The sequence below is a fragment of the Pseudomonas sp. 05N432 genome, from assembly GCF_056396945.1.
This window is the reverse complement of record NZ_JBFTMM010000011.1, coordinates 1-13,646: the sequence shown is the minus strand read 5'-3', so window position 1 is coordinate 13,646 and position 13,646 is coordinate 1. Positions and strand designations below refer to the sequence as shown.

The 13,646-nt window shown below is 53.7% G+C and carries 11 protein-coding genes; 3 read left to right on the top strand and 8 right to left on the bottom strand.

Going from position 1 to position 13,646, the window contains the following annotated elements; all coding sequences use genetic code 11:
• Nucleotides 1–204: 204 nt before the first annotated feature.
• Entirely contained in the window at nt 205–588 is a 384-nt protein-coding gene (locus AC1DHT_RS13370) for a DUF6124 family protein (protein WP_427543284.1), read from the bottom strand.
• 769 nt (nt 589–1,357) lie between these two features.
• Between AC1DHT_RS13370 and AC1DHT_RS13365 the strand changes: the two genes are divergently transcribed.
• On the top strand, nt 1,358–5,383 hold the full coding sequence (locus AC1DHT_RS13365) for an NACHT domain-containing protein (RefSeq protein ID WP_427543281.1): 4,026 nt from the start codon (nt 1,358–1,360) through the stop codon (nt 5,381–5,383).
• A 109-nt stretch (nt 5,384–5,492) separates the two neighbouring features.
• Here the strand turns inward: AC1DHT_RS13365 and AC1DHT_RS13360 are convergent, their stop codons facing one another.
• From AC1DHT_RS13360 to AC1DHT_RS13345, 4 genes are all read right to left on the bottom strand, one after another.
• A complete protein-coding gene (locus tag AC1DHT_RS13360; RefSeq protein WP_427543278.1) occupies nt 5,493–5,936 on the bottom strand; it encodes a hypothetical protein in 444 nt (147 codons plus the stop codon).
• 91 nt (nt 5,937–6,027) lie between these two features.
• Complete coding sequence (locus AC1DHT_RS13355) at nt 6,028–6,810, bottom strand: class I SAM-dependent methyltransferase (RefSeq protein ID WP_427543275.1); 783 nt, start codon at nt 6,808–6,810, stop codon at nt 6,028–6,030.
• Nucleotides 6,811–7,045: 235 nt separating this feature from the next.
• On the bottom strand, nt 7,046–7,540 hold the full coding sequence (locus AC1DHT_RS13350; RefSeq protein WP_427543272.1) for a methylated-DNA--[protein]-cysteine S-methyltransferase: 495 nt from the start codon (nt 7,538–7,540) through the stop codon (nt 7,046–7,048).
• Between the two features lie 161 nt (nt 7,541–7,701).
• Entirely contained in the window at nt 7,702–7,962 is a 261-nt protein-coding gene (locus tag AC1DHT_RS13345) for a hypothetical protein (RefSeq protein WP_427543269.1), read from the bottom strand.
• 129 nt (nt 7,963–8,091) lie between these two features.
• Here AC1DHT_RS13345 and AC1DHT_RS13340 point away from each other — a divergent pair, with 129 nt between their 5' ends.
• Both AC1DHT_RS13340 and AC1DHT_RS13335 read left to right on the top strand, forming a co-directional pair.
• Nucleotides 8,092–8,775, top strand: a complete 684-nt coding sequence (locus tag AC1DHT_RS13340) for a response regulator transcription factor (protein WP_427543266.1) — start codon at nt 8,092–8,094, stop codon at nt 8,773–8,775.
• Entirely contained in the window at nt 8,760–10,085 is a 1,326-nt protein-coding gene (locus tag AC1DHT_RS13335) for a sensor histidine kinase (protein ID WP_427543263.1), read from the top strand. The genes AC1DHT_RS13340 and AC1DHT_RS13335 overlap by 16 nt, the downstream gene beginning before the upstream one ends.
• A 272-nt stretch (nt 10,086–10,357) precedes the next feature.
• On the opposite strand, the gene AC1DHT_RS13330 is transcribed toward AC1DHT_RS13335, so the two are convergent.
• Genes AC1DHT_RS13330 through AC1DHT_RS13320 form a run of 3 tightly spaced genes read right to left on the bottom strand, consistent with a single transcriptional unit; the run spans nt 10,358 to nt 12,981 of the window.
• Nucleotides 10,358–11,194 (bottom strand): ABC transporter ATP-binding protein, encoded by an 837-nt coding sequence (locus AC1DHT_RS13330; protein ID WP_427531391.1) that lies wholly within the window; start codon nt 11,192–11,194, stop codon nt 10,358–10,360.
• Nucleotides 11,182–11,985, bottom strand: a complete 804-nt coding sequence (locus AC1DHT_RS13325; protein WP_427543260.1) for an ABC transporter permease — start codon at nt 11,983–11,985, stop codon at nt 11,182–11,184. Before AC1DHT_RS13325 ends, AC1DHT_RS13330 begins: the two co-directional genes overlap by 13 nt.
• Nucleotides 11,986–11,994: 9 nt before the next feature.
• Nucleotides 11,995–12,981: an ABC transporter substrate-binding protein gene (locus tag AC1DHT_RS13320; protein WP_427543257.1), complete on the bottom strand. Its 987-nt coding sequence runs from the start codon at nt 12,979–12,981 to the stop codon at nt 11,995–11,997.
• Between the last annotated feature and the right edge of the window lie 665 nt (nt 12,982–13,646).

The following is a 13,646-nucleotide window of genomic DNA, read 5'->3' as shown; positions in this document are numbered from 1 at the left end:
CTGCAGACACGGAATACCTGAAAGAACGCGCCGCTTGATTTCACTGAACACTCAACCCGTGGCGAGGGAGCTTGCTCCCGCTGGGCTGCGGAGCAGCCCCAAAACCTGCAATCGAGTTGCACCAGACACACCACGCTTGCTGGATTTGCGACCGCTACGCGCTCGAGCGGGAGCAAGCTCCCTCGCCACAGAAGCACTCTGTCTTCAGAACCCAGTGCTACCGCTCTCCGGCTGATCAAAATTATCCAACGCCCGATTCACCAACAATTCCCCCAACGAAATCATCTGCTGAATCGCCAACGCCACATGCCGACGCGTGCCCTCCAGCTCAAACGCCAAATCACTGGCCAGCACATTCAACGACGCCAACGTTTCCGAGGCATGCGCCAACAGCGTCTCGTTATCCAGATCAGGAATCACCGTAAAAATATTGGAAGGACGCTTATCGGACAGCGGCGCCTCAACAAACGGCGGCTTGAGGTAATGATCCAGCGCCCGCTCGGCGGCGTCGTGGAGTTTTTTGGAATCGGTGGAGGCGTAAGGGGAAGTGCCTGGGGTTTCTGGTGGATTTGGAGTGACCTTGTGCATGGTGAATCTCCTATACCTGAGTTGGAACCACCATCACTCGTCGCTAAACAAGTAAAGGTGGCGACCGTACGCAGGTTAGCGAACCGGGGATATAGGAGCCCGGCAGACCCGAAGGTCTCCCACGCACAGCCGCCAAGACGCGATATTGCGGGCATAAAAAAACACCTGCAACAAAGATTTGGGGTGCTGTAGCACCTATACCTGTTCGGGTCGCTAAACCCGGCCGCTGAATTGGCAGCGACACCCGGAGGTTATCCACAGACCTTCCCACCCGGCAACCTTGAAAAGCTGTCGGAAAATTCTGCCGGGATTGAGATGTTTGTAGTCATTTCCTAGGACAGAACCAGTTAATGGATATCCCCATAAACTTTCAAATCCAGTTTATCTAGACTGACTGATTCGGACCGTTTCTAGCCAGCTCGCAACAGGCAGGAAACGGCCAATATCTGTCGTATCCTCAACACCCAGCGCTTGGCAGATGCGGTTATCGACGTCTCGGCTCAGACCACCGGCATGCTCAAGACCAAAGTGATCCATCATCGCGGGGCAATAGGAAGAACTGAGTGCGATTGACTATCGCCACCTTGGAATGGATTGGTTTGTTTAATGAACGCCGTGCGTTAGAACTGATTTGAGAGGTGCCCCAAACTGCAGAGGAAATGGCGTACTATCGACAGCAGCACGAGCCAGTTGAAGCTGTCCGACTCAAATAAAATGGCCGCCGGAAAATCTAGTGCGGTTCAATACACTATATTTTGAGTTTCCCTCCATGAGTTCGAATTTCTATCTTCCGCGCAGACTCTCGTGTAATGACAGGACATACAGTGAAGAAACGCTGCTAGTCGCTTCAAATTATGTTGTGGTATTGGCCGAGCCCGGCGGTGGGAAAACCGAGCTTATGGGGAGCTTTGCCCACCAATTGGGCATTTCTACCATTACCGCAAACGTGTTTACACACATGGGAGCCGATGTAGAGAATTGCCCACTCGTGATTGATGCATTTGATGAGTTGGCCAAGGTCGATCAGACAGGGATTCACAGGCTTCTCGCTAACGCTAGAAAGGCAAAGCCGACACACTTCATTATTTCAAGTCGGTCCAGTGAGTGGGACAGTGCTGCTACAAACGCATTCAAAGACTTTCTTGGGCACCCACCACTAGTAGTTAGACTATGCGAGTTTGATGAGGCGGAACAGCGGACGATTTTTGAACATCATGTGCAAGGTGAAGATTTCTCAGCGTTCCAAGCCGAAGTTTCTCGATTTGATTTAGACGCGTTACTCCCAAACCCTCAGTTTTTGAAACTGTTTGCTGCTGCCTATATCGAAAGCGAAAGATATTTCACTGACAAACGGTCTATTTTCTCACAAGCAGTCGAACATTTGGCGAAGGAAGCTAACATCAATATAGCGAGAACCAATTCGACACTTTCGACCACTCAAAAAGTTGACTTATCATCGGAAGTTTTCGCCAAGCTTTTGTTGTCTGGTGCTGAAGGAATTGGCATGAGCGAAGCCACTGAAGACCGAATGTATCCTTTGCTTGCATCATTATTTCGCGGCAACACATCGGCTGAAGGCATCCTAGCAACTCGACTTTTTAAACCTGGCGATAGTGCAGATCAACATCGTCCCGTTCACAAGATCGTCGCTGAATACTGTGCGGCAGACTATCTTACCAAGCGGATAGCAGACCCGGCGGACGCTCTGACACTTCCTAAGTGCCTCCCTATTATTGCACCTAACTCCATAGTTCGAGATGAACTCAGGGGGCTTCTGGGCTGGATGGCATCGCTAGGTAACAAGTCTATTCAGGAGTCCGCAATCGAACTTGACCCTTATGCAGTACTTGCGAACGGCGACCCTTCCCAGCTTGAAAATTCGTCAAAACGCCTGCTTGTAAAGCGGCTGAAAGCAGTTGAAACCAAAGATCCCTATTTTAGACGGGGAGATTTCTGGCGAAGATTCAGTGCTGCAGGTTTCTTCACCCAAGATGTTATGGATGAGATCAAACCTCTTCTTGTGAGCGGAAGTGATGGTCACTTACGCGATCTAATTCTTGAGCTTTTGGCGGGGTCGCCAGCGATTGAGAAATTAAAAGATGAGTTACGCCAACTCGTTCTAACGTCGGACGAAAGCGAAAACACTCGCCTAGTGGCGAGTGCATGTTTACTCGAAATAGTGGATCATGATCATCGCGCCGACTTGACAGCCCTCATTGCTGAAGCAAGTCAAGCCTCATTAAAAGTTTCAGCCAAAATTATCGAAGCTTTAGGACCGGAGAAACTTGAGCAGGCTTATCTTGCTGATTTTTTTCGAGCCTGTGCAAACTTATTTTTAGGTCTCCTAGAGCACCGAGAGCGAACGATAGGTGCGCGCTACTTTGTAAAGAGTTTCATCAATGGATTAAACTTAACGGTCATTGAATGTCTTTTGGATGAGCTAAGCAAAGGTCTTTTTTGCAAATGCGGCAAGAGGACTTATGAGTGCGATTGTCGAAGCGGCATGAGCAAGATAATAGGTTCAATGCTTGACCGTTATTTCGATTTGGCAGCACCTCCATTTGATCCAAAACGCGTTTGGCAATGGGTCGAAAATCTGAATTTTCATGAGCAAAAATCTGCAAGCCAAAGCACAGCGGTTAAAGTGATTCGAGAGGATGATGACTTGCGTCAAGGCATTATCGCCCATGTGTTCGGAAAACTAACTGACCGTGATCAGATTTTCGAAACCAGGATACATAAGTTCGATTTCCACTCCCATTCTGGTCTTCATTTTTACTCTGATGATCGTAAATTCGTAGTCGATCTAGCGTTTGAGACCGACAACCCGAATTTGTGGGCAAGTTTCATGACTGGACATCAACACCATCGAAATATAGCAGAAAGAGGCCCAGACAGTTTGCGGCGGCACATGCGCGAGCAAGCATCGAAAAAACCTTCATTCATGCGAGAGTGGGTTAATTACAACAGGGCTGTGTTGCAATCTGAACGAGAACATCGAATCCCGAGGTTTAGGCATACCCGAAGAATGAAGCGCTGTCGCAGGCAACAAGACGACAACCGCGCATTGAACATCAAGTATATCCAAGATAACCGGGAACTAGTCGAAGGTGGACGCCACTGGGGTTGTCTCGTCCGCTTTGCCGAGTTGGTGCTTATGAGTCAAGACGAAGTTGAGCAAGAACTTGGAGATGAGACGCTAGTTCGTAACGCGCTCAGAAACTGTCTCGACTTCATTGCTCCGAAAATCCCCGACCTGCTTAGGCTAGCTGAACTACAGTGCGCTTCAGAGTGTTTGCACTCTGTAATGATCCTTTATGCGGCTTGCTTGGAGATTATGCGTGTTAATGGGAACTTAGACGGTGTTGATCTTCGACTTCTGAAGGCGCTGAGAACCAACATTGACACAAAATACAGTACGGTCTCCAACGAAGAACGTGATGCACTGAAGGCCGAAACTGATCGCCTAATTTTCCCTGATACTGCGAGTGCCGAGAATTTTCTCCGGCAATACGTTGAGCCACAACTGGCACAGTCGGGATGTATTCATCCTGAAATTTGGCTGCTGCGCGGCGACAAAGTCTTCAGCCATTCGCGTTCCGTGCTATCAATTGAATGGCTTAGAAATTTTCAGGGGTTGGCTCTTGGGCCACTGAATGCACTTTTTGAGATAGCTGCTCAGTATGGCAATCGTGATGAATTGAAAAAAATCATTGCAGAACGTTGTGCAGAGTTCATGTCCAATTGGCCCAATCCGACCGGCATAGAAGACATTGAACAGAAACGTGTATTTTGGTTCGTACGCGCATGGTATTTTCTGGAAAACACACCAGAAACATACTGGAACTGGCTCAAAGCCGACAAAGATACGGTTCTTTTATTTCACGAGCGGTCTGGGCGAATGAGTTATATTGATCATCCCTATTGGCCCAAGCTCACATTAAGCAAAGTGGAAGCCATTCTAGACGCTTTCTTCGACAAATGGCCTAAGGTAGACCTGCCGAGTCACTGGGGAACGAGTAGCCCCAAAGAAGAGAATGCATACCGCTTTTTGAGTGAAGTGATCTGGTCAATTAACTCGGCTGATCCCGATGATGCAATTTTTGTCCTCGACCGGCTTCTTGCCGACCTGCGCTTCGCAGACCTTCACAAGGACTTAAAGAGCATGCATGCCAACCAAGTCAGGAAGATAGCGCTGAGAGATTTCGAACCACCGACGCCACAGGAAATCGTAAATCGACTGGACCGCGATGCCGTAGTAACTGTGGAAGGTCTGCGTCAACTCGTGATCCAAGAACTCCAGGACTTTCAGAACGCTATAGATGGTGGAGAGTTCAACTCCGCAAATCGCTTTTATGAGAAAGGTGAACGGTTGGACGAAGTTCGGTCTACTGAGATTATTGCTGAGCGCCTCAACCTTAGACTTGAGCCGCAAGGCATCTCAGTGACGCCGGAGCATCAACTAAAAAATGAAAACCGGAGTGATTTCACAGCGACCAAGATGATTGGCGGTAGAAGACGGCTGCTTGTTACAGAGGTAAAAGGACAGTGGCATAGGGAGCTATACACCGCTGCTTCCTCTCAGTTGCATGAACGCTACTCCATCCACCCGGACGCAGAGCAACAGGGTATTTTCCTGGCAATCTGGTTTGGCGTAGATGAAAAGGTTGCAGGGCTTATAAAACACGGTATCGGAACCGCTCAGGACCTTAAAAACAGTATCGAAAGAACGCTACCACCAGAACTATCAGGGCTAATTGATGTGTTCGTTCTGGATGTGTCCAAGCCCCAATAGAACGCATTGTCGCGAGCGGTAACGTCCCCCTACCAGTTCCAAAAAAATGGACAGATTTATTTATTCGCCAAATCACGCCAACAACAACCCCCCCTCCCTTTCCAGTCGATTATTTGTAAACAAGTGGACTAACAACCGCACTTTGTACGGCTGAAAAGAAAACAGCACCAAGCGCAATATGTGTAATCACAACCACCAAGGCGACCTCAAAAAAAACAAGCTTGTTACATCTACAATTTGCACAAAACAGCATCCAAGTACGCTTCCAAAACGCAATTTTTTGACATCTGATTTCTGCTGCTATTTTCTCAAGCTCTTCGGGAGACTTAAGTACTGACTCGATAAAGCTACTCATATTCGCTACCCAAGCGCCAATAAAAACAAGTAAGCACATAACAAAAGCGAATGACCTTTTAACACCTTCAAAACTAAAATCGAAAGTCTCCAAATCGAGCTTAGTGCTAAAAATTATTGCAAGTGTCAGAAATAAAATTTGAGGCGTCAAATTTCTTAAAAACTCAAGCAAAGCTCTTTTACCTTCCCCCAAAAACATTACCACTCCTAAACCGTACAACCTTACGGATGATTATCATTAAAAAAGGGACAAACATCTTAACGTCGATTACTTTGCCCCATTCTACTCATTACTTAAGTGAGGACTTTATAGAAGCTATAGCAGGGATCACTTCAGAAGACTGCCCCTGGCTAAGCATTTGAATCTGAGAACGGCTGAAACCTTGCGGAGCTTTCCTAAGAAACACTCCACTCGCCGTATGAAAGTACTCATCTCCCGCGAGCTCAGAGTGGAGTTCTGATAGAGATAGTCTTAATTCAGTTTTTTCGTTCCATGATTCAATGCCGATACGATCTACAATTTGCACAAGCCCTCCAGAACTAAGAGTCTTCCGGCCTAACTCGTAAGTTCTCTTGTGGACGTCAGCGCGATACTCTGGCATTTCGGCGCCAGTAAAATTAACAAGCTCTTTCCCCAGTTTTTTCGCGATCGTTTCTGGTGCGGCACCAATCAACCAGCACACTATGGCTGTAGGACTCAGACCAGCTATTTCAGTATCAATTGAAGTATCAAATAAATCGTGCTTGATTATGACAACCTGGCTTTTCGCTTCCGACAGCCGACCAACCTCAACGACCTCTACGCTCACTCCATTTGAAACAAGATATGCCTTACATATATCAACTAGATTTTCATTTGACTCTACACATAAAACTTTTGACTTTTTTGCCAAAGCCAGCGTACTCATTCCCGAGCCGCATCCAATTTCTACTACGAGCGACTGTTCCCCTATTTGATCTCGCATCCAATTGTAGTGCCCGCAACTTGAAATATGCTCAGCATCCATAGTCCACTGCTGAGCATATTGCCCCTGAGTCATTGGTATACCAAGCGAGCTATTAACTGTACTCATACTATCCCTGATTAAGCTGATTTCACATTATTGTAGGTGAGATCTCCACCCTAGATGGAGCATAACGCCATCATCCCATCTCTGTCATCGAAAGTAGAGCTATGTGTTGAAAGATTAAGCTGGTAGCTCATCACCTTCCACTTTGAGTCGTAAGCAATCCGATGCGCCTCGCAGTCCCCCTTCGATCAACTTGTACCGAGCCGCCATCTAATCGTTTCTCGGCGATTTTGTACCCTCAAAGCCCCAACGTCCCCCTCCCCTCCAACCCCAACAAAAACTGCTTCGCCCCCAACCCACCCGCAAACCCGGTCAAACTCCCCGAAGCCCCAATCACCCGATGGCACGGCGCAACAATCGAAAGCGGATTCTTCCCATTCGCCGCCCCCACCGCCCGAACCGCTTTCGGGTTACCAATCTGCTGGGCAATCTGGCTATAACTCCGCGTCTCCCCAAACGGTATCGTCAGCAGCGCGTGCCAAACCTTTTGCTGAAACTCCGTCCCGGCAAAATCAAGCTCCAGCTCAAAGCAATCACGCTCACCCGCAAAGTACTGATTAAGTTGACGCTCAGTCTCCAGCAACGCGGGGCTGTGGATATCTTCGTGCAACGGGCCGAGACGAACCCGATTGAGCTTTTCGTTTTCCCACAGGATCGCGCAGAGCTTGCTGCCTTTGGCGACCAGGGTGAGGGTGCCGACGGGGGATTTCATCAGTTTGAACACGTACGACATGGTTGACTCCTTGATCCGACGAGGGCTTCAGACGTCGCTGGACGTTGAAGGCGATCGTTCATCTGTGTCAGAGGACGTATTCAGAGTAATTGCGGATTCAAACGCAAGAACTACGTTTCTTGCGATTGAATTTCGCGGGCTGATGCCACCGGCATTTGCCGCTATTGATCTTCAGCGTCCTCGGTCTCTTCAACAAAGTAGCAATCACGGCGTTTGCCGCTGGGGTCGATGATGAAGACGCCCTGCCCTCTGCCGCACTCAAACGAGTGGGGGGTTGAATAGGCTCTTCTCTTGTCGATCCAGGTATTCAGTTGGGAGATGTAGATGGCCATGCCAATGGCGATGCCCAGCACCAGCAGCAAGCAAAAAATAAACTGTGCGGTGTAGTGGTCGCTTTCCTTTTCCGAGCCTGCGGGTTGCATGTCGAGGTCCTGTTGTTGAAACACGCCGTCACGATAAGGAGCCGCGGGTTAACGTCAGGTGAACATTGTCGCGAAGAATCGCAACTCCGCTATCCTCTGCCCCACTAGTGAAAAACCGTAGGTCTGTGCGTGCATATTCATCTGTTGTTGGTCGAAGACAACATCGACCTAGCGAACACTGTCATCGAGTACCTGGAAATCACCGGGATCGTCTGCGACCACGCCAGTGACGGGCAAAGGGGTTTGAACCTGGCGCTTGCCCAGCACTATGACGTGATCTTGCTCGATATCATGCTGCCGCGTCTGGACGGCCAGCAGGTGTGTAAAAAGCTGCGCGAACAGGGCAATCAGACACCGATCCTGATGCTCACCTCGCTGGATGCCCTGGCCGACAAACTCGCCAGTTTCTCGGTCGGGGCCGACGATTATCTGGTCAAGCCTTTCGAGCTGCCGGAACTGGTTGCGCGGATTCGTGCCCTGAGCCTGCGCCGCAGTGGCCAGGCCAGCCGGCTGCAAGTCGCGGACCTGATCATGGATCTTTCAACGCGCAAGGTCAGTCGCAACGGTCAGGAGCTGCACCTGTCACCGACCGGCTGGACGTTGCTCGAATGTCTGATGCGCGCCAGCCCCGCCACTGTCAATCGCGAGCGTCTTGAAGCGGCGATCTGGGGTGACGAATTGCCGGACAGCAACACGCTCAAGGTGCACATGCACCGTCTGCGCAAGGCGGTCGACAAAGATTTCGACGTGGCGTTGATCCAGACATTGCCCGGTATCGGCGTTCAGTTGGGGGCGACATGCGCAAAGGCTTGAGTCTGAAGTGGGTGATCAGTGGCAGTCTGCTGTTGATCATTGCCGTGGTGCTGATCATCTATAACCAGCTGCTGCCGGTGTACACCATGCGCGGGTTCCTGTTTACCGCCAGCGCGATGATGGAAGAGGAGGCGCAATACTTCGCCCGGCATTACCGGCAGGACCCGACGACCCCGCCGCCCGATAACTACTTCGTCAAGAGTGCGATCGGCAAGGAAGCCTTGCCGAAAAACGTCCGCGACCTGCTCGACACCACGCCGACATTGGTCTTCGGCGCCGTGCAGTTCTTCGGCGACATGGAATCCGACGACGAGGATGACGGCACGGCCATCCTGATCCACCCGTTGTACGACGGTAAAACGCTGTATATGTACGACACCGACCACGACCATGAAGCAGGTGGCGTGGTTGAGACGCCGTTGTCCGATGCCTACCTGGAACACGAGTTGGCGATGATCAGCATGATCGGTCTGGCGGTGTTCATTCCCGCGCTGATCATCATCGCCCTGCTGGTGTGGTGGGTGGTCCGGCCGCTCGGTCGGCTGACGCAATGGTCGACCCGCCTGGAAAGCCTCGGTGCGGCGCCGAATGGCCGACCGCATTTCATCTTTCGCGAGTTCAATGTGCTGGCCGATTCGCTGGCCCACAGCGTGCAACAGGTTAAAGCCGCGAGCCTGCGTGAAGAGCGTCTGCTGCGCTACACCAGCCATGAACTGCGTACGCCGCTGGCGGTGCTCAAGGCCAATGTTGAATTGCTCGCCGTGCAGTCCGGCGGCGAACTGCCCCCGCCCTTGCAGCGGATCGAGCGCTCGGTGCTGAACATGCAGCGGATTGCCGAGACGTTGTTGTGGATGAGCCGCGAGAGCCCGGAAGCGCTGCGCGAAGAACCGCTCGACATGCGCCAGTTGCTCAATGAACTGATCCAGGAACATCGCTACCTGATCGGCAAACGCGATATCGAGTTGATCCTGCGCATCAGCGACGAACCTTGCCGGCTGCCCCTGACCGCGTGCCGCATCGTGGTGGGTAACTTCCTGCGCAACGCCCTGCAATACGCTGACGATGGCAGTGTCGAGATCACCTTCGAACAGCTGCAACTGCGCATCGTCAACCGGATACGCGACACCCCGCAGCATCAGGAATCTACCGATTTCGGTTACGGCCTCGGACTCGAACTGATGCACCAGCTCTGCGCAAAACTGGGCTGGCACATCGAGGTCGCGCCCGAAAAGAACCGCTTCACGGTTACTCTGAACTTTTCGGTTCAGGCACCGCAACAACTCCCGGGTTCGTCCATCAGCAGTATTTAGGCGAGAGGCTTGCCCTAACCAGTACGCGATCCGTAGCAGCTGCCGAGCCCGCGAGGCTGCGTTCGAGGACGAAGTCCTCGCAAATCCTGCATACGCAGTTTACCTGAGAGAACGCGTTGCCTGATTTTACGACCGCTTCGCGGCCGAACGCAGCCTCGCGGGCTCGGCAGCTGCTACGGGTCATGTGTTGCTCCGAATCTCATATCCGCCGCAAGCTCCCTCGCAACACGGTGAAGTCTGGCCCGCCATGCGCGCACCTGGCGGGCAGCCGATTAATGCGCCTCCTCCAACTCGTCATGCAGCAAGCCGAAGATTTCGCGCTTCATCTCGATGAACGAGCGCTCCATGACCATGTCCAGCGTGCGCGGACGCTCGATCGGCACATCGAGAATCTGCTTGATCCGCCCAGGTCTTGCGCCCATCACATAGACCCGGTCGCCGAGCAGGATCGCTTCGTCGATGTCGTGGGTGACGAACAGCACGGTCTTCTTGCTGTTGCCCCAGACCCGCAGCAGCAGTTGTTGCATTTGCAGGCGGGTCTGGCTGTCGAGGGCGCCGAAGGGCTCGTCCATCAGCAGGATTTGCGGGTCGTTGGCCAGGGCGCGGGCGATGGCCACGCGCTGCATCATGCCGCCGGAGAGTTGCTTGGCGTAGTTGTCGGCGAAGCCGGTCAGGCCGACTTCGTTGACGTAGTAGTCGACAATTTCCTTACGCTGGGCCGCCGGCATGCCACGACGCTTGAGGCCAAACTCGACGTTTTGCCGCACGGTCAGCCAGGGGAACAGCGTGTAGCTCTGGAAGACCATTCCGCGATCCGCGCCGGGGCCCTCGACGTGCTGGCCGCCGACGTAGATCTCGCCTTCAGTGGGTTCGGCCAGGCCGGCTGTCAGGTACAGCAGACTGGATTTACCACAGCCCGAAGGCCCGACCAGCACCGCGAATTGCTGGTCCGGCACTTCGAACGAGACCTTTTCCAGCGCCGTAAAAATCCCGCCGTCAGGCTTCTGGTAACGCAGGCTGACCTTGTCCACTTGCAGCCGTGGCGCGGCGTGCACCGGGGCGGCAGTGGGTGTGGTGAAGCGATGATTGGCGGCAGTTACTGAGCCCATGCGGCGATCCTCAGTCGAAGGAAACGGAACAGTTGATCGGTGACCAGGCCCAGCAGGCCGATGATCGCGATCGCCAGAAAGATCACATCCACCTGAAAGCCGCGCATAGCTTTGAGGCTCAGGTAGCCGAGGCCACTGGAAGCAGCCACCAGTTCGGCGACCACCAGGTACGTCCAGGCCCAGCCCATGGTGACGCGCAAGGTGTCGAGCACACCCGGCAACGAGGCCGGGGCGATCACATGCAGCACCGCGTCGCGGCGGGTCGAACCGAGGGTGTACGAGGCGTTGATCAGGTCCTTGGAGATGCCTTTGGAGACATCGGCAATCATCACCAGTTGCTGGAAGAACACCCCGAAGATGATCACCGAGACCCGTTGCTCCAGACCGATGCCGATCCACAGGATGAACAGCGGCACAAAGGAGGTCACCGGCAGGTAGCGGATGAAGTTGACCATCGGTTCGAGGAACGCCTGGACGATGCGGAAGCTGCCCATCAGCAGCCCCAACGGCACCGCCACCAGCGACGAGACGATGAAGCCGACCATCACCACTTCCAGGCTCGCCCAAACGTGGACCCCGAGTGTGCCGTCGCGCGCCAGGCGCACGGCGGCATCGAGTACCGCGCCGGGTGTCGGCAGGAACATGCCCGGCACCACGCCGCCGTACGACAACCCGGCCCAGAGGCCGACCAGCAGCACCCAGGCCAGGCCGCTGGCGCTCCAGATCACCTTGACCGGCAAGCCGGTCTTGGGCGTGATGCAGCGGCTCAACCATGAATTTCGCTTGAACATGGCCACCTCCTACAGCGGGCTGACGAAGCGGTTGTCGACCAGTTCGTCGTGGCTGACGTTGTAGGGTTTGCCTTGCAGCTCGCTGGCGGTTTCATTGGCGATTTTGATCAGCGCCGCGCTGTCACCTGGTTTGCCCGGCGAGCCGAGGAGTTTTTCGCTCATGGCCTGATCGTAGAAGCGCACGCCTTTGGCCGCAGCGGCCAGTTCCTTCGGATCGGCGAGGTAACCGCCGACGCCTTTGGCCATGATTGCGTAAGCCTCGTCCGGATGTTCCTGGGTGTATTTCACCGCTTTGTACAAACCGGCGACCAGGGCTTTGACGTCTTCTGGCTGTTTTTCGATGACGTTGCAGTTGAGCGCGACCACGTCGACGATCACGCCGGGAGTGGTGCTGCTGTCGATCAGCACTTTGCCTTGCTTCTTGTCGCGGACCATCGACAGATGGGGTTCCCAGGTGACGGCGGCCGGCACACGACCGGCGATGAACGCGGTGGCGGCATCGTCAGCGGTCATGTTCTGCACGGTGATGTCGCTCATTTTCATGCCGTTCTTTTTCAGCAGGTACGAGAGCCAGAACTGCGAGGTCGAGCCTTCGTTCACCGCCACGGCTTTGCCTTTGAGCTCTTGCAGGCTCATGACGTCCTTGCCCACCAACACACCGTCGCCACCATGGCTGTCATCCAGAGCCGCTACCGCTTTGAAGCAGAATTGCGGGCGATACTTGAGCACTTCATCGATGGTCGAGGCCGAGCCGGACAGCTGGCCCGAGGCCTGGGCGGCCATGTACATCGAGGCTTCTTCCACCACCGGCAGTTCGACGCTCAGGCCGTTTTCCTTGAAATAGCCCAGGTCCTGGGCGAGGTAGAGGGTGCCGTAACCGACCCACGTGGTGTGGCCGATGGACAGGGTGCCGGCCTGGGCGCTGGTGGCGACCCCGGCAGCGATGGCGGTGATCGCGAGTGGCTGAGCGATACGGGTTAGCAAGGACTTGATCATGGAGCACTCCCACAGCTGTTGATTTAGTTTTGTCCTGGGCAGTACGGCCAGCGGCCTTGGAACAGGTGCTACCTGCGGTCTCTGAATGGACCTTGAGGTGGTCAGCGTTCGGCTGACTGGCGAGGTTGATGTTGGCCCAAGGACGGCCATAGGAAAATGAGGAAATATGTCGCTGCGAATGAACAAAAACCTCGGTAGCGCGCACTGCAAAAGGGCGCCATGGGCGGGGGTGCGCGGGGTGGGTGCAAGAGGTGAGGAATGTGTTGAATGGGCGAAAGCAATCGCGAGCAGGCTCGCTCCCACAGGGGGCCTATGTCGACCCCATTACCGAAGTCAACGCAGTTCCAATGTAGGAGCGAGCCTGCTCGCGATAAGGTCCGCAGGACCTTCCAGCAATCTCAGAGCCGGCCGAACGCCTGCGCCGTACGATCCACTGCCCGCAAGGTTTTGCCGACCCGTTCATCCACTTCTTCACGCGTGGCAAGAATGAAGGAAAACCTCGGTAGCGCGCACTGCAAAAGGAGCGCCGCGGGCGGGGGTGCGCGGGGTGGGTGCAGGCGGTGAGGAGTGTGTTGAATGGGCGAAAGCAATCGCGAGCAGGCTCGCTCCCACAGGGGTTCTATGTCGACCTCATTACCGAAGTCAACGCAGTTCCAATGTGGGAG